The sequence below is a fragment of the Ruegeria sp. BG8 genome (assembly GCF_056538325.1).
This window is the reverse complement of sequence record NZ_JBQFSZ010000009.1, coordinates 177,610-196,192: the sequence shown is the minus strand read 5'-3', so window position 1 is coordinate 196,192 and position 18,583 is coordinate 177,610. Positions and strand designations below refer to the sequence as shown.

The window sequence follows — 18,583 nt, the reverse complement described above, 5'->3', positions numbered from 1 at the left end:
CGGAAGTTAAGCACTGCCGCGCCAATGGTACTTGGGCTTAAGCCCCGGGAGAGTAGGTCACCGCCAAACCTAGTAAAAGCCCAATCCTCTCTAACGATGAAAAAACACGACCCGGCCTCAAACAGCGCAAGCGATAGGCCAACAAACGGTCTCAAGTAGCCGAACAGGCGGTAGACCACCAAAGTGTCGCGGGATGGAGCAGCCCGGTAGCTCGTCAGGCTCATAACCTGAAGGTCGTAGGTTCAAATCCTACTCCCGCAACCAGCGTCACAGAACCGCCCGTAGCACCAACGCTGCGGGCGTTCTGCTTTGTACCGAGCGCCAAAAGACCGGCCAACTCCCCAATAAGTTCTATGGCAAGCCGCCCTTCGTTGGGCAGCAGCCGTATCTCCGACAACAATCCACGAATGATGGATGTCGCTTCAGTCTTCGTGGCCGGGTTGTTCAGCGCATCGCTCAAGTCCTCCACCTTTTCTTGATAGATGTCAGCGAGACCGGGATGCAAAAGAACGGGTCGCTCATGAGACGAAGCGGACAGTACTGCATCCAGCTCTTCCTTGCGGGCTTCGAGTTCGTCCATCTTCGCTTTCAAACTGGGATGGAACATACCTTCCGCGATAGCATCAACGATCTTTTTGATTTGCATGGTGGTCTTGGCCAGTTCTTGTTCGGTTCTGGTTTTGCTCTTGGAAATCTCGTTAGTCAGACGATTGAACTCCGCTTGGTATTCCGACACAAACTCGGAGATGAGGTCCGGATGCAGCAGATGGTCCTTGAGCCCCGTGAGCACGCGGGCTTCCAAATCCTCCCGCTTGATGGTCAGCCGGTTGTCGCAAGTGCCTTTGTTGCGAGAGTTGGCGCAGCCAAAATGGGATTTGCCAACAATGGTGTAACCCCCGCCGCACGCGCCACACTTCAACAGCCCTGAAAACAGATGTTTGGCGCGGTGCGCGCGTTCTGGGCGGTTGACACCGCTGCTGATGACAGCACTTCGGGTGGCTGCCTGACGGTCTTTGACTTGGGACCACAGGTCTTCTGAGATAATGCGAAGGTCAGGTACGTCTTCAATGACCCATTCTTCGGGAGGGTTTGGTCGCGCTTGTCGCTTACCGGTGTTTGGGTCTTTCACAAAGCGCTGGCGGTTCCAGACGAGACGGCCAATGTAGAGTTCGTTATTGAGAATGCCGGTGCCCCGCCGCCAATTCCCGTAGATTGTGGATGCGCCCCAGCCCGCACTCCGAGGGCCAGTAACACCTTCGTTGTTCAACGCTCCTGCAATAGCGCGAGGACTGCGACCATTCGCGTAATCCTCAAATACGCGGCGAACAATGGCAGCTTGCTCTTCATTGATGATCCTTTCGCCAGTGGACATCTGTCCGTCCGGGTTGAAATTACGCACGACATCGTAGCCGTAGGTGATCCCACCGGCTGATTTGCCTTTGCGCACACGTCCTTCAAGGCCGCGATGGGTCTTCTGAGCTAGGTCTTTCAGAAACAGGCTGCTCATTGTGCCTTTGAGACCAATATGCAGTTCAGAAATCTCACCTTCAGCCACGGTGACAATCGGGATGCCCTGAAACCGCATTTGTTTGAAGAAGGCGGCGATATGTTCCTGATCTCGGCTGATCCGGTCGAGGCCTTCGGCTACGACGACATCGAACTGGTCGAGGCGCGCGTCCTCCTGCAACCGTTGATATCCGGGGCGCAGATGCGACGCCCCGCTCAAACCCCGGTCGGAATAGGTCTCCGCCTCTTGCCAGTCATTGCCATTGATCAGACGTAGACACAGCCGATGCTGGTCCTCAATGGAGGCGTCACTTTGAAGATCGGTGGAGTAGCGGGCATAGATGGCGGCGCGCATGGGGTGGGCCTTTCGGACTGAGAAACTGGTTGGCCCAACCCATTATAGGCATGGATTGGGCTGTGTCTTCCACTTTCGATTGCAACCCGTTGCAACGAAAAATGCTTCGGTCATAAGTGTTTGGCCAAAGCGAAGATCGACGTGTGGGCGCAAAAGCCTACCGTTTGCGCCCCAAGGCTTTCATCTTTGCCTGCAAGAGAGATTGGTAGTCGTCACAGGCAGACAGCCCGGTGGCCCGGTTGTAGTGCTTCTGGGACATGTCCAAAGTGGCATGTCCGAGGATATCCCGGATGATGTTGACATGTTCCGGGTCCGTCTCGGCGATGCTGGTCGCCGCAATGTGTCGAAACTTGTGTGTGCGCAATTCTACTCCAAGCAGGCGTTTGACGACCTTGGGAAACTCACGCGACAGGCCATCGGGTGTGATCGGGTCGCCATACTGACTGATCCAGAGCGCATTGGATGAGTTTGGGCCGAGAAGGACCGGACGATGGACGCCCAGATAAGACTTCATCGGTTGCACCAGAACTTTGGGCAGAGAAAACCAACGCGCTTTTTTGTCCTTAGTGTCATCAGCCGAAAGGTGTACCTCGTACCCGTCGGAGGTTTTGCGCAGATGCTGGTCCGTTGTCAGCGCTAGCAACGTGCGACGACGCACGGGCCGCGAGATCAGAAAGGCGATCATCAGGCCAGCGCGAAAGTGAATTGCGCGCTTCAGATCACTAAGGGACGGATCATTCTCCACATCTTGGAGCCATTGCAAGCTTTTGGTCAGAACGTCACCTGCCAAAATCGGAACCGGCTTCGGCAGGCTTTTCCGGTCCGCCAAATGTATCAGGCGGTTGGACAGTTTGTTCAACCAGTCCCAATCTCCTGCCGGGTGCATGGCTTTTGCAAGCACATAGAGGTCACAGATCATGTTCTTGCGGGTCATAAGGCCTACGCGCGCTTCCGCTTCCTCCAGATATCCCCGCACGGCATCTTTGATAATGCGCTCCGGCGGGGATTGATCCAAAAGGGCAGGCTGATGGCGCGTCAGCCATGACAGCCAATACCCGTAGCTTTGGCAACGTTTTTTACGGCTGCCATCAGACCAGCTCGCACAGGGGCCTGTACCGTCAAAGATGTCACCTTCCGCGAACAGGGCCTCCCAGGCGGTTTTATCCGCCTGTGGCCAATCTTGATAACGAAGAACAAGAGGAATGGCGTTAGTCATCGGTCTTACCTTTCCACTTGGACAGAACCACATCGTCGTAGTGTTCATGCGCCCACTGGTTGTTGAACGGTGCGTAGAAATCCATCGTGGTCTGTTGACGTTTGTGTTTGAGCAGGCGGCGGACGGTCTCGAAGTCACCGGGGCGCTCTGCGAGGTAGAGCTTGGCGGCGATGTGGCGGAACAGATGCGGATGAACCTTCAAACCCGTCTCTCGATAGACCCGCTGGGTGAGTTCACCACCAAAGTTGCCGGGTGCGCGTGGCTTCCCATCGCTGCTGCGCGGGAACAGAGCGCGCCCACCGGCTTGCGACACCTGCGGTCGGAATTGCATGATATAGCGGTGCAGAAGCTTGGAACTACGGGCGTTCAGTTTGACCTCAATCGGCTCTCCATTTTTGACCTCAATTCCCTCGATACGAATGGAATACAGAGTATGGGTACCGGAGCGAGTTGCGATCAGATTTTTTTCCAAATCCAGCCCTGCGAGGTTTTTGACACGCATGGGACAGCTCAGGAGGATCGTCAGCGCTGCTGCATGCATTGCCGCCAGTGCGCTGTCGCGTCGGATCGGACTGTCATCCGCCCGTGCCATCAGCGTGTCCGGCAAGCTCAACAACAAGGCCACGTTCTCCCAATCATTGAACTGGGCAAGACGTTCCGCGTTCTTGGGGCTCATACCGCGCGGGTTTGCAGCGACCCGTTTATGAATGACTTTAAGCGCCTTGAGGGTGTCTTCCGGTGCGGTCAGGTGGTGCCGTGCAATGGCGATGCAGGTTGCAGCAATATTACTCAGCCCGGACGGCAGACCGTCGCTCCCACGCCGATCTATGATCTTCAGGATGGCTGTTTTGAGATTTTGCGCCGTAACCAGCACAGACAGGCTGGTGAACTTCTCCGGGCTTTGCCCTGAGGTTACCAGCGCGTCCAGCATCTGTCGCAGATGGGCTTCGGTGTTGCGCAAACTGGTCTCGCGCAGCGGTTTGTCAGGGCCGTCTTCGCTGAACAGATCACGTTGCGCCAAGCGGTCGATATAGGCTTTGATCTCTGCTTGCAGGCTTTCCGGGTAGTTCGTCAGCGGGCGGGCCATGTAGCGGTGTGACGACAAGCGGTCTAGCCGGGGAAGATCGAGACCGTGTTTGCCAATTACATGGTTCCACGTGTCGATCATGGATTGAATGTACTTGACCGGTTCATTCTTCAGCAGCACAGCGTCGAGGACCGTTTGAAACGCCTGAACCACTTCGCGACTAATGTCCTTGGGCGAGATCGACCGGGCACTGCAATAGCGTGCAAACCGCATCAAGCCCCAAACCTGATGGGTGGACCGCACAGTCGTCAAAAACGCATCCCACTCCTGGGTCAGTTCAGATTTGGCTTCAAAATCTTGCAACACCCCGACCGCTCGCAACGCGCTTGCCAGATCGCTTTTGGTGGTGCTGAGGGTTTTGGGCTTCACCCCGCAGGCGGCGGGATGCAATGTTGCCAGAAGTTTGCGCAGTTGCGGGATGTCTGTCGGAATGTCCGATGGAGGACGGTTAATGTATGTACTGATGCGCGAGATCGCGGACAGCTTGGACTGTTGACGTTTCTTGTCGGGGTCTGGATTGGACTTCAGAACGTCCAGAACCTCGTCCAGCGTTGTTGGTAGCTGGATCTCTTGGTGATGTGTCATGATAAACCTCTTGGGTTTTGTGATTGGGGACAAAAGGGGACAAACGAGGACAGGCAGACCCATGGTGGTCCTCTTGCGGACATTCGGGAAACCAAGGGCGTGAATTTGAACCCAAAATCCATGACCCCGTTTTCCCGAACGCCGGAAAAGCGGATGAATATGAATACTTTAGAGAACATGGGCCGCAGCCTGATTGCCGCGTCGCTTGGCAAGGGCGAGCAAATCACTGCGGGCAACACGCCAATCGCGACCTAGCCGAGTTGCAGGCAAGTCACCGGACTTGATCCAGCGACGAACGGTCTTGGTGCTGATGCGGAACAGAGCGGCGATATCGCGCACGCTGAGATAGACGGCCTCCTCTGAAATCGGCAGATCAACCATGATCCGCCTCCGGGCCTTCGCGGTTGCAACGGGTTGCAAAATCCGACCGTGCAGCCTCGCGCGCCAACAGGCGCACAAGGTTGATCAGGGGTTCAGGGATATCGAGTTTGGGCAGGTTGCCCGAGGGAGCAGAAGACGAACACGTCATCGATACGTTCCTTTTAAAGGAACCGCTCGAGACAATGATCGCGATGTTTTGGCTTAGGAGTGCACTCCAAACGACAAAACACTGATCTCAATAGAGATCAGGATCATTGCCATCGAGTGCGTCAAGGACGAAGAGCCGTCCTATCCAATCCCAATATTGGCGGCCCAGCCAACACGGCTGGTGGTTACAAGTGGGGTAAGGATATTTGATGGGTCGGGACTGTCAAGGGCTGCACGGCGTGGTTATTCCACGGTTACCAACGCTGAGATCAGGTCGGGCTCTACATGTGTAAGTTAATGAAAATAAGTATTTTTATCTGTTTTGGCTTGGGGCGATCATCCCAACGTGATACCTTCATGCGCAAGGGTGCCGGGTGAGTGCCTGGGTACCTCCTCTCTCTGACAAGCGACGAGGCCACTCCAGTCGACTAACGTCGATATGTGTCAACCCGGTACCCGATCTCCTTCGCGCAACGGGCAACAGGATCAGTCCCAACCTCGCTTGACCGCACCGGACAGCATTACAGTGATCTTTTCCCCTATCGTTTGATCGGGATTGCGCTTGAACATGAAAATATTGCTGAACCCACACCGTGTTCCAAGACCGCGACTGTGCTGGATGCGGTAGCCTTGGCTCACACGCTCGCGGACTTCTTTTACCATGTCGTGGTCGTTGATCTTCAAGTCCCGGATCGCGTCTTCTTTCAACCGACGCTCACCTAGCCGACCATCCAAGCTGGTGGGGCGACGGAAATACTCCGAAATCTGGAGCAGGATTTGGTTTGCACGTGGTCGCAAATGCGACGGCAGGTGACCAACACAGTGCAAGTATGCAGCGCGGTTCCGAGTGTCATCGCGCAACTTTTGGCAATTGGTCAAATCGCCGAAAAAACGCCCATAGAGTCGCGACTTGTCCACTGGTGGGGTCCGTTTGCGGGGCACAAAATCGAAGGGTGGTTTTGGGGCGCGCGGGTCAAAGGTCATATCGGTCTCCGTTCGTGCGATGTCGCAGAAAAACTGCGAATAATCATGGGGGTAGTAGATGCCATACACCCCCAATTTGGGGTTAATCCCATATCAGGGGTAGCTGCTTGTGTCCACACTTTTGAGGTCATGAGCAGTGGCTGGTGCCGTAAGAACAGAGGCCTATCAATTCCTGCTGAGCGAACTCGTCAGGCTCAGGCAGGAGGCGGGGCTGTCACAAGCCAGGTTGGCCAAATTGCTGGTCAAGCCACCATCTTACGTTGGAAAGTATGAATTAGCGGAGCGTCGTTTGGACATCGTGGAAACGATTGTCATATTGAAGGCTCTGAAAGCTGATGTCTCGACTATTACCTCGGCAGTTTCTGACTTGGTTCCTCACAATTTGCGGTGACAAAAGAACTGCCGACTGACGCGTCGCATAGAGGTTCGAGAAAATAGGCTTTCTCAAGATAACTTCAATTACTGCTTTTTCACTGGATGCTTTGTCGTGATGCTGCCAATGCGAACTACAGCTTGCTCGCCCCATCGACAGAATGATCATGTCCGCTTTGGGCTGCGACCAGTCAAACATCCAAGCGGTAGAGAACGGCAACACAGAGCCCAACCTGAGAATTCGATTTTCTCGCTGCGCGCGCTCGCAGCGCGAGTTTTGCCGCACTGGCATCATCTTGAATACGGCGCTGCGGCGACAAGGGCGACCATTTGTGCTGAGCGCAGCGAAACTTTATCAGGCAATGCGCGATACGCGGACGAGGCTACCGTTCAATGTACTGCGAACAAGGTCTGCTTTGGGCAGTGGACACATTGTACGGCGGGTGCGATGTTCGGATTGAGTTAATCAGAGGATTTCGGTTTGGACAGTCTTAGCATCGTAGCGGTTTTGGGTGGTTTCTGGCTGTTTCATCTGCTCGCTGTCATCAGCCCTGGCCCAAGTCTCATCGTAGTCACTCAGACATCAATTTCCGTATCTCGGCAAGCAGGTGTTGCCAATGCGCTCGGTTTCGGCGTCGGCTCAATTATCTGGGCGTTCGCTGCAATCTTTGGGTTAGGAATTCTCTTTACAGCGGTGCCGTGGGTGTATGTCATTGTAAAGACAGCCGGAGCGCTGTACTTAATTTTTCTTGCGTTCAAACTGCTTCGTTGTGATGGGATTGTTGATACAGTCGGAGACCACACGGTCGCGGCGAAGACCAGCTTGGGAGCATTCAACAAGGGGCTCTTGATCCAGCTTTCGAACCCAAAAGTTGTAATATTCATGGGCTCGATATTGACAACGCTTCTTCCCCAATCTCCATCACCCTTGCTGCTTGCATTGGTCTTGGCAGTCATCTTCTTAAATGAATTCATCTGGTACAGCTTGGTTGCAACCATGTTTTCGATCAGACGTATCCGCGAACTCTATGCTAAGGCATCAAAGATCATTGATCGCATAGCTGGTTTCTTTCTGGGTGCGTTGGGAGTTCGTATTTTGAGTCAGTAAGCGGGTACTCATGCAACGCGCGGCATCTGATACATTGGGCTCTGAGTTGTCTATTGATCCAGCGGCGATGACAAACCTCATGCATCTCTGACTCCAGCGCTTCGCTCCAACTGTAAAATTGTCCCGTCAGCGCGGTGCTGATGAAGGGCGCGGAGGGGGGATCGGAGAGCAAATCATGCCAAGAGTCCAACTACCCGCAGTCACCCCCAAACGAAAAGCATGGAACAAAGGCCGCATCATCGGTCAGAAGCGGCCCCTGTTGCCTAAACAGGTTTGGGCGATCCGGGCACGGCTCGAACTAGCCAGTAACCTGCGCGACCTTTGTTTGTTCAACGTCGCCATCGACAGCAAGCTGCGCGGTTGTGACTTGGTGAAACTGGCTGTGTCTGATCTGGTGAAGGATGGTCGCGTTCGCGAACGCGTCTCTGTCATCCAAAGCAAGACCAAGCGACCGGTCCAGTTCGAACTGACAGAAAACACGCGCGAAACTGTCCTGGTTTGGGTCAAATCGCCCGAGATGTTTGCGTGTCGTTTCATGTTCCCCAGCCGTTTCCATGACCGCCCGCACATCTCGACCCGCCAGTACGGACGGCTCGTTCGCGACTGGGTGACGGCAATCGGACTTGAGCCGAGCGGATACGGTACGCATTCGCTCCGCAGAACAAAGGCAGCGGAGATTTATCGAAAAACTGGCAACCTCCCGGCCGTACAACTGCTACTGGGTCACGCCAAGGTAGACAGCACTGTCCGATACCTGGGCGTTGAACTCGAAGATGCTTTGAGCATCGCTGAGCGCACCGATATCTAAGCCACCTTGGCGAACGGCCTTGCCGTTCGCCATATCAAAGCGGGTGTCCGTCTATCGCGCGGCGTTGGTCGGTGGCAAGCCCCACTTCCACCGGTGCTGCGCGTTACTCAAACGTCAGCTTTGCGCTGAGCATTCTAGGTGCGTTGTGAGTCTCATAAAATATAATCAAAATCTGGTTCCAGTGGTTCTAACCCCTTGGAATAAAAGTGCTATCTGCCATTTCGATAACGTTGTAGTATCTGAGGGTAATTCGGTGGAAAACTCCAGACAGCTTCGCCGGGAGCACGCACAAGCCCGCGCGCTTTAGGATCTCGCTCTGTAAGCAGAGAAATGAACAGGTCACTGCTGGCCCAGGGCGAAGACCGAAAGTACCAATGCCCGTTTCCTGTATCGGCCGCTTCGGCCTCGGTCACGTCGATGATGTGTAGGGTTTTCATCTCAGACAGTCGACGCTGGAACAGAGACCCATTTATGGCTTTATCGGAAACCTGACCCAGACGGTCGCGACCGAAGACCAACCGCGACATCGCCAGCGCTGAATCGGTCTGCGATTGATAGAGTGTCACATCTGTAACGGCATCCAATAGGCCGTCTTCAATCGATTGCAAAAAGTAGCTTCGATCAAGATCGCTGCTGATCAGGATCAGCCGTCCCAGCCGCGGCTTTGGTTCAGGCTGCAAAGCAATCTGATAGGCGGCTTCAAATGCGAGCCTGGACCCAGCGCTGTATCCTATAAGGTGAATGCGTCGGGCGTTGGTGTTTGCCGACAGGTATTCGACAAGAGACCGCAAATTGCGACGCGTCGCCAATGCAGATTCCTGATCCCGAAAATACGCCAGGCGTTTGGGTGTAGCGGGCCAGTTGTAGCTGATGAAAGCGCCCTGATAGCCCAAAAAGTGCTGCAACTCTTTGGAAACAAGGGTCGAGTAATCGAAATCGACATTGTAGCCATGTATATAGATGAAAACGTCTTTGTTGCGAGAAGCTGCAAGCTGATCGTCAACCCGTTGGGCAAACCGAAGACCGGCCGCTTTCATCTCCTGTTGCGAAGGTGGATCGTTCATGTAGCGCGTGACGCTGAACGGCATGATACCAATCTCTTGTACGTCAGATAAACTGAGCGTGTAGTCCTTAGCGCGGTCGCGCGTCATAGTAACGTGGCGAAGCTTTTCCAACGTCGCCAGCGGGGGGTTGCTTTGCACATCGGCAACGCCGGTGCGCAGAATGTGACCGCGCTCATTGTTGTAATAGGCTTGTGGGTCGCCGGGAACCGCCGGCAGCCGATCTGTGGCGTAGAATAGCTGCGAACGCTGCACGAAATTGTCTGCCGTGATGTCCGTGTAAGGGTCAAAAGCAGCTTCGGCATAGACCGTTGGGGAGGGCATCAGCTCAATTTCGTCATAGATATTTGGCCCGCAGGCCGCAAGGACACAGAACGAACACACGGTTGCCGCAGGTAAAGCTCTGGCAATCAGTCGCCTCGTCGTTCCTTGCCTCAATTGCCTTTGTCCGACTGTTCGCATCCGGCTGCAATTGCCTGGCCCCAACATGTCAGAATCGCTGCTCGCGTCTTGGCGCAACTTCGACACTTCAGACCTGTTTGTGTTCGGCATGGCCACCTTTCGCATAATACCTTTACTCAGAAGCTGTATGTCACACCCAACACGGGTCCGGATTGTGAGAGCTTGAACCTGCTGTCACCTTCACCTTTGTCGACCATGATGTAGCGATAACCTGCGCGCAAATTCCACTTTGGAGTGACGGCATAACCTATGGTAGCTACAAATTGCGCCGTTTCGCGATTTGAGCGAAATCCGCCATGGTCAGCCAAGGCAATTGCCGACCAGCGGTCATTGATCTGATACCGGATACGGGCTGCAATCAGGGGGTCGACCCAATCGCCGCTGGATTTTGAACTTAGTGCCGTGGTCGGGCCACCAACTAGAGTGATTGTGCTGCTGGTATCAAACCAACGAAACCCACCCCCGAGATCCACACCCAGAGCTTGGTCCTGATAGACCGTGTACGCCGCATACCCGCTGAAGAACTGTGTCTTCAGGCTGGTTTCTGCGCCGCTGAACACCGGGCCAGGGGTGTCGCCTTTAAATGTCAGATATGTGCGCATATAGTCTGCGATCAGTGACCATCGACCGTGTCGCGCCTCAACTGTGCCCATAAAGGCGAGGTCCAGATTCTCAAGTGCGTCGCTGAAGCTCAGTTCCGATTCCAAGGGGCCAATGGTTGTCTCGGTATCCGCGCCATAGATGTAGAAGCTGCCGTAGAAGCTCCAACTAGAGTCCTGAGCCACTGCTGGAGATCCGTAGAGCAGCGTAGTCGACGCAACCAGAAAGCTGCCCAAGAAACTCCTTACCTGTGTGAATTCCATGACCTGCTCCCCTTATTTCAATCCCAAGTTTGAAACGCGGCAAAAAGATGAGCCGCGTCGTATTCCTGTTACGTTTCACAATTGCATTCGACCGGGTCGAGTATCGGAACAGATGCCTTAACGAAGTTCATTTCACGGGCGCGAAACTCCGACGGTGTCTGACCCGTCCATTTCTTGAAGGCCCGTGTCATTGCGGTAGCGTCAGAATACCCCAACTGAGCAGCGATATCGCCCACCGACAATTCAGACTTGGAAAGCAAGTATTTTGCCTGGTCACATTTGGCTTCGATGACGATGCGAGACAGTGATGTTCCATAGGCAGCAAGCCGTCGGTTGAGAACCGCGCCTCGAAAACCGCATGCTTTGGAGAGGGTTGTAACCGACAAGTCCGTGCGTCCGACCATTGAATTGGCAACGCTTTGGATCGAACTCAACAGGTCTGTAGGCACAGGGTTTTTGTCGTCCTGAGTGGTCGACACGTAATCGGTCGCAGTTCGGTTAACCAGTTCAAACAAAAGCCAGGCACTTGGGAAGCGGATGGAATACCCGTCTGTTCCCGCGCCTACCGCCCGGATACCGTAGAAGTAAGACGGGAGCAGATCAGGACGGTTCACCCGCACAAGAACCTTATTCGCCTCCCAACGTTGGCCTGCGGTTTCATGCAGCAACGTAGCCCATCGACTGATCTGAAACGCATCCATATAGGCGGGCGAACAGCATGGCGTGAACCTGCGTTTGGCGGACAGCACGGCGAACTCGCTAGAGACATCAAGTGTTATGGTGACCGCATTTGTATTGTTTCCCGCATGAACGCAGAACCTGGCAATGAAATCAGCCAGCGATTTTGCGACGCGAAAGGCCTGTCCGAATGGGGATGCAATCGTCGGATCTGAAGTTTGACCAACAAGTGCTGGAAAGTCTGGGGATGTCTTTTGTGCGACGGCTTCAAACACGGCATAGACAGTGTCGTGCGGAATGAAACAACTCGGAGCGCTCAACTCCGAGAAGGATAGATCGAATTCCGCAAGGAGATTTTCTACAGATTGACCGGATTCTTGAAACGCAAGCAAAAGCGGGATGATGACCCGCCCGCGTGTAAGCGGTGGTGTTCTGTGTTGAGCATGCGCGTCCTGCCCTGTCATCATAACTCCCTTAGGTATCGCAACTGAAAGGCCGGGCAGGTCAAGCATAGACCAGCGCGGCTCAGTGTCCCTGACCTGCGTCAAAGCTGAAGTCACTTTTTGAGGTAAAAAGGTCAGGTGCCCGCTGGTAGAGGCACAACCGAATGGAACCACGCTACCCGCAGAGAGTGCGCTCTAACAGGCTGACATCACAACATGAATAATAGGCCCGCCGCTGGGTCAATACACAAAGAGAGTATCTAGTTGCTGGCCGGCGCGCTGCCGCTACCTGTCATTTTGGGCCAGTTTTCGGAGGTGGCCGCTCCAATCTGTCAGGGCATACATTCGAACTTTGTGGTTTGTTGGAGAGAGATGGCCACGGCTTCAATTGTAGCGTTTCAAAAACAACAAAATGAGAGGCGCGAGAGTGCGCATTTGATCAGCTGCCGGGACCATCAAGCAATACATTTCTGTAATTGGCTAGTGGAGCGGACAAACTATGAATCCCACGCACAAACACTGGAAACTTGCTGCTTTAGCTGCTCTGATCGGAAGCACAGCGACCGCTCAGAGCTTTGATACCACGGTCGATGCACTTGCAGAGACATACGAAGTGCCCATTACCATAAACAACTTTGTTCGGGCTGCTACAGACAACGAACTGAAGACGTACAATGGCCTGGCCGGAGGCGTAAATCAGTTCTTTCATTTCAAAGAACCCACCCCCATCGACAATCAGCCCACCATTCGGATGAACCGCGACACGCTCTACAGCGTTGCGGTAATTGATATCAGCAAAGGCGCAACCTTGACTCTGCCCGATGTGGGCGACCGATACATGACGACGATGGTGGTCAATCAAGATCATTTTATTAATGAAGTGTTCGACGGTGGCGGTGTGTTCCAGCTTGACATGGGTACATTCCATACCCCCTACGTGCTTGTTTTCATGAGAATACTGGTGGATGCTGAGAGCCCCAAAGATGTTGCGGCGGTCAATGCAATTCAGGACGGTTTCACCATTGATGCTGCCTCCGCGACACCCTTCGAGATGCCCAATTACGACGCGGATAGCTTTGAGGCCCTGCGCCAAGCCGCAGTTGAGCTGGGCAGGTTCGCCACAGACAGCGCCCGGACTTTTGGCACGGCAGATCATATAGACCCATTACGCCATTTCCTTGGCACAGCAGTCGGCTTTGGTGGACTGCCCGAAGACGAGGCCTTTTACCTCAATATCGAGCCCGGCCTGCCGCTTGGAGAATACAAAATCCAGGTCCCAGCGGATGTGCCAGTGAACGCGTTCTGGTCCGTGAGCCTCTATAATGCAGACGGGTTTTTTGAACTCAATTCCCTCGACTCGTATGTGGTCAATTCGGTCTCTGGCACCAAGAATGATGATGGCAGTGTGACCGTGCATTTCGGCGGTTGCGACGACGGACGCGTGAACTGTCTCCCGATCATGGATGGCTGGAACTATGCCGTGCGCCTTTATCAGCCGGGCCCAGAGGTCATCGACGGAAGCTGGGTCTTCCCCTCCGTAGAACCCGCAAACTGAACAACAGGATGCTTACGATGAAAAAGCTTCTTCTGACAGTCGCGCTTACACTCCCGACAGGCGTTTGGGCCGAAGACATGGTCGATGTGACCGTCGACACGCTTGTGCGTGCCGAGACAGATCACATGTTTCGCACCAACATGGCCAATCTCGGCCTCGCTGTTGGCGAGTTAGGGCATATGCGCGAAGCCACCACACCGGACAACCAGCCGGTTATCCGCATGAACCAGGACACGCTCTACTCCGGCATCTTGCTGGATTTGAGCAAACCCGTCGAAGTGACGCTCCCCGAGGCGGATGGCCGCTATATCTCGATGCATGTCATCAATCAGGACCACTTCATGTATGCCGAGGCAGAGCCCGGCACCTACCAGATCACTGAAGAAGACCTAGGCACACAATTTGGTTTCATCGCGTTTCGCACATTCGTCGATGTGACCGACCCGGATGATATTGCCGCCGCGCAAGCGGCACAGGATGGAATTATCGTCAGTGGCGGTGGAACGGGCCCGTTTGATGCGCCCAACTGGAACACCGAACAGCTTGCCACTGCGCGTCAGGCGATAAACGACTTATCCTTGCTGGGCACCGATACAGCACGGGCCTTTGGCAGAACCAAAGACGATATTGATCCGGTTCAGTTTCTGGTCGGCGCGTTCTCGGGCTGGGGCGGGCTTCCGCCTGAGGCCGCGATCTACATGTTGGACGCGGTCGATCAGAATGACGGCGAGACACCACATGCGGTAACGGTCAAGGATGTGCCGGTTCGGGCGTTCTGGTCGGTGACTGTCTATAACGGTGACGGCTTTCTGGAAGCCAATGATCTGGGCGTAAACAGCTATAACGGCTACACAGCCGAAGCGGCAGAGGACGGCTCGGTCACGTTGCATTTCGGCGGGTGCGACGATGGCCGCGTGAACTGTCTACCGATTACTCCGGGCTGGAACTACGCGATCCGCCTCTATGAGCCGGAGGATGCAATCCTGAACGGTAATTGGGCCTTCCCGAAGTTGGAGCCGATCAACTAGGCCACTCGCCCAACCCGCATTTCAAAAGGAGTACACGGCTATGCGTCGATCCCCTACTCTTTTGGGGCTGCTTTTTGCAGCCAGTGCCGGAACCACAACCGTTGCAGACGAGGCATCCGATCTGGCCCAGGAACTAGCCAATCCACTTGCGGCAATCGTCTCGGTTCCGTTTCAATTGAACTATGATGAAAATCTGGGCGTCTCTGATCAGGGCTCGCGCACCACGCTGAACTTTCAACCAGTCGTGCCCTTTCAACTGAACGATGACCTTAACCTGATCACACGAACTATCATTCCATACATCTGGCAGGAAGACGTTGTGCCGGGCACACGCCAGGAAGGGTTAGGAGATATCCTGTTCTCTGCCTGGTTCTCGCCAATCGGAACCGGGGACGTAACGTGGGGCGTTGGTCCCGTTGTGCGCTTTCCAACCTTTAGCGACGTATCGAGTGATACATGGGCCGCTGGGATTACCGGGATTGCCCTGCGGCAGACGGGGCCGTGGACCTATGGTGCGCTGGCCAATCATCTGTGGGACTTGGAAAACAACCCCGACACCCCTACGAATGTGAGTTTTCTTCAGCCCTTTCTTGCTTATTCCACCGAAGGCGCGTGGACCTATTCGCTGCAAAGCGAAAGCACCTATGACTGGGAAACTGAAGCCTGGGCTGTGCCTATAAACGCTTCGATCTCCAAGCTGGTCCAATGGGGGGCGCTGCCAGTCAATCTGCAAGCGGGGGCGGGCTACTGGCTGGAAGCGCCCGAGGTGGGTGCCGAGGGCATTCGCCTACGATTGCAGGCTCAGGTCGTCTTGCCCAGAGGCCGCTGACGTTTGGCTGAAGGATTGTTCATGAAACGTCGAAAATAGGGAGGTCTTGATGGCCGATCAGATGCAACGCAATGCGCAAGCGCATGTCGAGCTTGACCCAGACCATGAGGATCTGATTGTCAGAAGCTGCAATCGGCTCATTCGACATGCCGTTCGTGTGATGTCTTTGTTCATGGTCGTTGTAATCGGATTTGCCGTCATCGACGCCGGCTACTCGTTCTACATCAAGCTTATAAGTCCGCCGGTCCTGGTTCTTGACGTCAGTGATCTGTTGGAGGTTTTTGCGGCCGCGCTTGTCGTACTGATCGCCATCGAGATTTACACGAATGTCACGCTTTACCTGACGGCCGATGTCATACATGTGAAGCTGGTAGTTGCAACTGCCCTGATGGCCGTTGCCAGAAAGGTCATCACACTCGACACGACGGACCTGGAGCCGCTTTATTTCGTTGGGTATTCTGGACTCGGTCTGGCGTTTGGAGTCACGTATTGGTTGTTGTGGCGTGGCAAGTAGGAATTTCCAAGGACGCCTTTATCGATGCTAGCCTAAGCGAAATCGTCGACATTGGTGTTTTTTTGAAGCTGCAATTTGCTACTTATTCAGCCAAAGAAAAAACGTTCGACAATCCCAAAAATCCGAAAGCAGACCTTGGGACTTGTCCGACGAAAGATCGCTTCGTCCGCGTCTCGAACGTCTGTACCACCAGCAGCGAAAACGAGGTGCCGGTTCGGTCCAAATTGGTGCCAGTTAACGACTGCTTCGGTGACATGCGCTGCGTCGCAGCAAGGTGTGTGCCGCGACTGCTAAAATATGCTGCGTCAGCACCGTCCAGAAAGTGAACTGCGGCTTTGTCCGCACAACAGAAGTTTAGTGATAAGTTGGGTATGTCGGGTCCGCGCCTATACCTGACATTTCAATTGCGTTCGGCAACGGTGGTTGCGCCCTCCCGCAACCAAAATTTCATCAAAAAAGCAATATGTTAAGGGTCGGATAGAGCGGCGATGCCGCCACGCGCCATTCCCGCTGGAAGCACTGTGGAAGCAATAGAGCGACGGTGGGGTTTGTGGTAACGCTTTTACGCAAGCTCCCCAAAAAGTAGTGGTAGAACCCAAGGCCATTCTAAAACAACGAGAAACGATCAAAGTGAAGGGCATCGAAAAGCGATTTCTACTTCATCTCAAATCAACCGCGTAGTCAAACAGATCTGACAAGCCAGACATTTCTTTATTAAAAGCGCTTAACTTGCCAAAAAATCTCGGACCACAAGAAAACAAGCTTGAGTGCACAGTAAAAAATAATGGCATTTAGTGTGCGGACCAGAATTTGTTTTATTGCGTTGAAGGATATTGATCGTGTCTTCGTTGAGTTGCCAACGTAACGTGCTAGAGATGTTGCTTTGAGAGTTAGAAGTACGAGGTTATCAGAATCTCTATTTTACAGTACTGCTTTGAATGGCCAAGAAACCAATGATCTGGATCAGCGATGCGATGTCCACCATCTCCAGCATCAAGGGGTTTGAGGCAGACGTCGTTCTAAATGATAAAAAACGCGCCATCGAGGCCATGGAGCAGAACAGACGTGGGGTACGTCAGCTGCCTGAAGGCTTCCCTAAAGAAATGTGCGCAGAATAAAGAGCAAGAACGAAAAGAAACAACCCAATCTTTTTATGGGCGGCGGGCTGTGGACGGTTTCGTCTGACTGCGCCGATGTTTTACGCCAGTTCGATCTTGGAGAGGGTGAACTATATCCTGTCAAGCTGTTTCAGCATGACCGCACGACCCCGGTTGAAGGGGAGTATTTTTGCCTAAACTTTGGTGTCCAGAAGACTGCTGTTCTGACGGATCAATCGCTGCGCTTAGGAAAACCCTATCCAGATTATGATATCTGGCAGCCGCCGGGCGCCATGCAGGACAAGGATATTGCGGTTAGTTCAGATGCGTTGGAAGGGCCCGATTTGTGGATGGATACGCAAATGCGCTCCGCATTTTTTGTAAGCGATGCATTGGCTCAGGCCCTGCGTGCCGCGAAGGTCTCACGCCCTTTAAAACTGCGTAAGTGCATCGTGATCTAGGACTATTTTTTCGGCGCAGAGATCAAGTTTAAAGAGGATTTTATGGCGGCCCCTATTGGCTAAAACGTCCATAGCTTTTGTCCCTAGGCGCTGCTTCAAGATAAGAACATTCGCGATGAGCTGCAGAAGCTCTTTCGAGGCGACGATGTCGGCTGACCGATATGACGTCCGCAAGACTATAGGTTCTGGTCAAGCCGTTCGGACGTATACAAAGTCCGCTCTTAGGACTCAGCTGGCGCATAACTCCCGTCTTTGCGGTGCACTTCACGCCCGCTAAGGGCTGGATTGAAGACGCAAACGAACCTCAGGTCAGTTTCTGAGGCGTGTATTACATGCCGATCATGTTGATCCAACGCATAAAGCGTAAAAGGCTCAAGTGGGTGCCACGTTTCGCTGTCGGCTGCTTTGATTTGGCCTTTGCCCTCGATACAGTAGCAGGCCTCAAGGTGATGCGTGTATTCTAGTTCAAGCATGGCACCCTTTTTGACGATCGTATCCGTCAACGAAAACCCCATGCCGTCCGAGGCCAGAAGCAGTCGCCTGCTGCTCCAACCCGGTCCGGACACATCTCGTTCTGTACCTAGAATATCATTGAGCGTCGTTAAAATCATACTGCACTGCCTTTCAGTTACCGTACTGCGCGGTTCATACCGCCATCGGACAAAATATTCTGACCGTCGATGCACCTAGCCCCTTCGCTGGCAAGAAATACTCAGGCCTCCTCGATCTCTGCGAAGGTTGCAGGGCGACGTGCAGGAGTTTCCTTGCGGGACCGTTCCGCCAGGGTCACATTCGCGCAAAAACCGGGAAGCACGTTGTTCATGCGAATATTGTGCCGTGCATAGCGATCTCCGTAAAGCTTTGAGACGCTGTGCAACGCATCGCCGGCTTCCGTGAGTAAGATCGGTGTGACGATACGGACGATATTGACGACGCTCAGCACGCATACATGCTCAGACTTTTATGCCACAGCTCACTGCTGGGTTCCAAAAGCGGTCCGCCCAAATCCGGATTAAATCCGAAAGGCTTGGTGACTTCAGGGA

At 53.9% G+C, this 18,583-nt stretch carries 21 protein-coding genes and 1 tRNA gene; 11 read left to right on the top strand and 11 right to left on the bottom strand.

Annotated elements, in window-relative coordinates; genetic code table 11:
- Positions 1 to 187: 187 nt before the first annotated feature.
- A tRNA-Met gene (locus tag ACR0DG_RS17245) sits at positions 188 to 264 on the top strand.
- Here ACR0DG_RS17245 and ACR0DG_RS17240 read toward each other — a convergent pair.
- From ACR0DG_RS17240 to ACR0DG_RS17215, 6 genes are all read right to left on the bottom strand, one after another.
- Positions 221 to 1,861: a recombinase family protein gene (locus ACR0DG_RS17240; protein WP_480698906.1), complete on the bottom strand. Its 1,641-nt coding sequence runs from the start codon at positions 1,859 to 1,861 to the stop codon at positions 221 to 223. The genes ACR0DG_RS17245 and ACR0DG_RS17240 overlap by 44 nt on opposite strands.
- Positions 1,862 to 2,018: 157 nt before the next feature.
- The gene (locus ACR0DG_RS17235) at positions 2,019 to 3,077 is read right to left on the bottom strand and encodes a tyrosine-type recombinase/integrase (RefSeq protein WP_480698900.1); all 1,059 of its coding nucleotides are present in this window, start codon (positions 3,075 to 3,077) and stop codon (positions 2,019 to 2,021) included.
- Positions 3,070 to 4,749, bottom strand: a complete 1,680-nt coding sequence (locus ACR0DG_RS17230) for a site-specific integrase (RefSeq protein ID WP_480698899.1) — start codon at positions 4,747 to 4,749, stop codon at positions 3,070 to 3,072. Before ACR0DG_RS17230 ends, ACR0DG_RS17235 begins: the two co-directional genes overlap by 8 nt.
- 168 nt (positions 4,750 to 4,917) lie before the next feature.
- The gene (locus tag ACR0DG_RS17225) at positions 4,918 to 5,130 is read right to left on the bottom strand and encodes a helix-turn-helix domain-containing protein (RefSeq protein ID WP_480698897.1); all 213 of its coding nucleotides are present in this window, start codon (positions 5,128 to 5,130) and stop codon (positions 4,918 to 4,920) included.
- Positions 5,123 to 5,278: a hypothetical protein gene (locus ACR0DG_RS17220; protein ID WP_480698895.1), complete on the bottom strand. Its 156-nt coding sequence runs from the start codon at positions 5,276 to 5,278 to the stop codon at positions 5,123 to 5,125. Before ACR0DG_RS17220 ends, ACR0DG_RS17225 begins: the two co-directional genes overlap by 8 nt.
- 485 nt (positions 5,279 to 5,763) lie before the next feature.
- Complete coding sequence (locus tag ACR0DG_RS17215; RefSeq protein WP_480698893.1) at positions 5,764 to 6,261, bottom strand: hypothetical protein; 498 nt, start codon at positions 6,259 to 6,261, stop codon at positions 5,764 to 5,766.
- Between the two features lie 136 nt (positions 6,262 to 6,397).
- Between ACR0DG_RS17215 and ACR0DG_RS17210 the strand changes: the two genes are divergently transcribed.
- From ACR0DG_RS17210 to ACR0DG_RS17200, 3 genes are all read left to right on the top strand, one after another.
- On the top strand, positions 6,398 to 6,652 hold the full coding sequence (locus tag ACR0DG_RS17210; protein WP_480698891.1) for a helix-turn-helix domain-containing protein: 255 nt from the start codon (positions 6,398 to 6,400) through the stop codon (positions 6,650 to 6,652).
- 462 nt (positions 6,653 to 7,114) lie between these two features.
- Positions 7,115 to 7,741 carry a LysE family translocator gene (locus ACR0DG_RS17205; RefSeq protein WP_480698889.1) on the top strand — a complete coding sequence of 209 codons (627 nt, stop codon included), beginning with the start codon at positions 7,115 to 7,117 and terminating at the stop codon, positions 7,739 to 7,741.
- 175 nt (positions 7,742 to 7,916) lie between these two features.
- A complete protein-coding gene (locus tag ACR0DG_RS17200; RefSeq protein WP_480698887.1) occupies positions 7,917 to 8,549 on the top strand; it encodes a tyrosine-type recombinase/integrase in 633 nt (210 codons plus the stop codon).
- Positions 8,550 to 8,758: 209 nt separating this feature from the next.
- Here the strand turns inward: ACR0DG_RS17200 and ACR0DG_RS17195 are convergent, their stop codons facing one another.
- From ACR0DG_RS17195 to ACR0DG_RS17185, 3 genes are all read right to left on the bottom strand, one after another.
- The gene (locus ACR0DG_RS17195; RefSeq protein ID WP_480698886.1) at positions 8,759 to 9,934 is read right to left on the bottom strand and encodes an alpha/beta hydrolase; all 1,176 of its coding nucleotides are present in this window, start codon (positions 9,932 to 9,934) and stop codon (positions 8,759 to 8,761) included.
- A gap of 254 nt (positions 9,935 to 10,188) precedes the next feature.
- Positions 10,189 to 10,935 (bottom strand): outer membrane protein, encoded by a 747-nt coding sequence (locus ACR0DG_RS17190; protein WP_480698884.1) that lies wholly within the window; start codon positions 10,933 to 10,935, stop codon positions 10,189 to 10,191.
- Between the two features lie 68 nt (positions 10,936 to 11,003).
- Positions 11,004 to 12,077: an AraC family transcriptional regulator gene (locus ACR0DG_RS17185; RefSeq protein ID WP_480698882.1), complete on the bottom strand. Its 1,074-nt coding sequence runs from the start codon at positions 12,075 to 12,077 to the stop codon at positions 11,004 to 11,006.
- A 478-nt stretch (positions 12,078 to 12,555) separates the two neighbouring features.
- Between ACR0DG_RS17185 and ACR0DG_RS17180 the strand changes: the two genes are divergently transcribed.
- From ACR0DG_RS17180 to ACR0DG_RS17150, 7 genes are all read left to right on the top strand, one after another.
- Positions 12,556 to 13,611 (top strand): DUF1214 domain-containing protein, encoded by a 1,056-nt coding sequence (locus tag ACR0DG_RS17180; protein WP_480698880.1) that lies wholly within the window; start codon positions 12,556 to 12,558, stop codon positions 13,609 to 13,611.
- Positions 13,612 to 13,628: 17 nt separating this feature from the next.
- Positions 13,629 to 14,639, top strand: a complete 1,011-nt coding sequence (locus ACR0DG_RS17175) for a DUF1254 domain-containing protein (protein WP_480698878.1) — start codon at positions 13,629 to 13,631, stop codon at positions 14,637 to 14,639.
- 40 nt (positions 14,640 to 14,679) lie between these two features.
- Complete coding sequence (locus tag ACR0DG_RS17170) at positions 14,680 to 15,468, top strand: transporter (protein ID WP_480698876.1); 789 nt, start codon at positions 14,680 to 14,682, stop codon at positions 15,466 to 15,468.
- Between the two features lie 49 nt (positions 15,469 to 15,517).
- Positions 15,518 to 15,982, top strand: coding sequence for a phosphate-starvation-inducible PsiE family protein (locus ACR0DG_RS17165; RefSeq protein ID WP_480516741.1), 465 nt, complete (start codon positions 15,518 to 15,520; stop codon positions 15,980 to 15,982).
- The gene (locus ACR0DG_RS17160) at positions 15,958 to 16,308 is read left to right on the top strand and encodes a hypothetical protein (RefSeq protein ID WP_480698874.1); all 351 of its coding nucleotides are present in this window, start codon (positions 15,958 to 15,960) and stop codon (positions 16,306 to 16,308) included. The genes ACR0DG_RS17165 and ACR0DG_RS17160 overlap by 25 nt, the downstream gene beginning before the upstream one ends.
- Positions 16,309 to 16,935: 627 nt before the next feature.
- Positions 16,936 to 17,100, top strand: a complete 165-nt coding sequence (locus ACR0DG_RS17155) for a hypothetical protein (RefSeq protein ID WP_480707239.1) — start codon at positions 16,936 to 16,938, stop codon at positions 17,098 to 17,100.
- Positions 17,088 to 17,540: an imm11 family protein gene (locus ACR0DG_RS17150; protein ID WP_480698870.1), complete on the top strand. Its 453-nt coding sequence runs from the start codon at positions 17,088 to 17,090 to the stop codon at positions 17,538 to 17,540. Before ACR0DG_RS17155 ends, ACR0DG_RS17150 begins: the two co-directional genes overlap by 13 nt.
- A 221-nt stretch (positions 17,541 to 17,761) precedes the next feature.
- Here ACR0DG_RS17150 and ACR0DG_RS17145 read toward each other — a convergent pair whose 3' ends face one another.
- Both ACR0DG_RS17145 and ACR0DG_RS17140 read right to left on the bottom strand, forming a co-directional pair.
- Positions 17,762 to 18,151, bottom strand: a complete 390-nt coding sequence (locus ACR0DG_RS17145) for an ectoine synthase (RefSeq protein WP_480698868.1) — start codon at positions 18,149 to 18,151, stop codon at positions 17,762 to 17,764.
- 101 nt (positions 18,152 to 18,252) lie between these two features.
- Positions 18,253 to 18,483 carry a hypothetical protein gene (locus ACR0DG_RS17140; RefSeq protein ID WP_480698866.1) on the bottom strand — a complete coding sequence of 77 codons (231 nt, stop codon included), beginning with the start codon at positions 18,481 to 18,483 and terminating at the stop codon, positions 18,253 to 18,255.
- Between the last annotated feature and the right edge of the window lie 100 nt (positions 18,484 to 18,583).

Coding starts and splice junctions, on each gene's coding strand:
- ACR0DG_RS17185 (WP_480698882.1), bottom strand. CDS start 12,077: ATGACAGGGCAGGACGCGCATGCTCAACACAGAACACCACCGCTTACA.
- ACR0DG_RS17170 (WP_480698876.1), top strand. CDS start 14,680: ATGCGTCGATCCCCTACTCTTTTGGGGCTGCTTTTTGCAGCCAGTGCC.
- ACR0DG_RS17215 (WP_480698893.1), bottom strand. CDS start 6,261: ATGACCTTTGACCCGCGCGCCCCAAAACCACCCTTCGATTTTGTGCCC.
- ACR0DG_RS17180 (WP_480698880.1), top strand. CDS start 12,556: ATGAATCCCACGCACAAACACTGGAAACTTGCTGCTTTAGCTGCTCTG.
- ACR0DG_RS17225 (WP_480698897.1), bottom strand. CDS start 5,130: ATGGTTGATCTGCCGATTTCAGAGGAGGCCGTCTATCTCAGCGTGCGC.
- ACR0DG_RS17175 (WP_480698878.1), top strand. CDS start 13,629: ATGAAAAAGCTTCTTCTGACAGTCGCGCTTACACTCCCGACAGGCGTT.
- ACR0DG_RS17230 (WP_480698899.1), bottom strand. CDS start 4,749: ATGACACATCACCAAGAGATCCAGCTACCAACAACGCTGGACGAGGTT.
- ACR0DG_RS17200 (WP_480698887.1), top strand. CDS start 7,917: ATGCCAAGAGTCCAACTACCCGCAGTCACCCCCAAACGAAAAGCATGG.
- ACR0DG_RS17165 (WP_480516741.1), top strand. CDS start 15,518: ATGGCCGATCAGATGCAACGCAATGCGCAAGCGCATGTCGAGCTTGAC.
- ACR0DG_RS17235 (WP_480698900.1), bottom strand. CDS start 3,077: ATGACTAACGCCATTCCTCTTGTTCTTCGTTATCAAGATTGGCCACAG.
- ACR0DG_RS17190 (WP_480698884.1), bottom strand. CDS start 10,935: ATGGAATTCACACAGGTAAGGAGTTTCTTGGGCAGCTTTCTGGTTGCG.
- ACR0DG_RS17240 (WP_480698906.1), bottom strand. CDS start 1,861: ATGCGCGCCGCCATCTATGCCCGCTACTCCACCGATCTTCAAAGTGAC.
- ACR0DG_RS17220 (WP_480698895.1), bottom strand. CDS start 5,278: ATGACGTGTTCGTCTTCTGCTCCCTCGGGCAACCTGCCCAAACTCGAT.
- ACR0DG_RS17195 (WP_480698886.1), bottom strand. CDS start 9,934: ATGCCCTCCCCAACGGTCTATGCCGAAGCTGCTTTTGACCCTTACACG.
- ACR0DG_RS17155 (WP_480707239.1), top strand. CDS start 16,936: ATGATCTGGATCAGCGATGCGATGTCCACCATCTCCAGCATCAAGGGG.
- ACR0DG_RS17145 (WP_480698868.1), bottom strand. CDS start 18,151: ATGATTTTAACGACGCTCAATGATATTCTAGGTACAGAACGAGATGTG.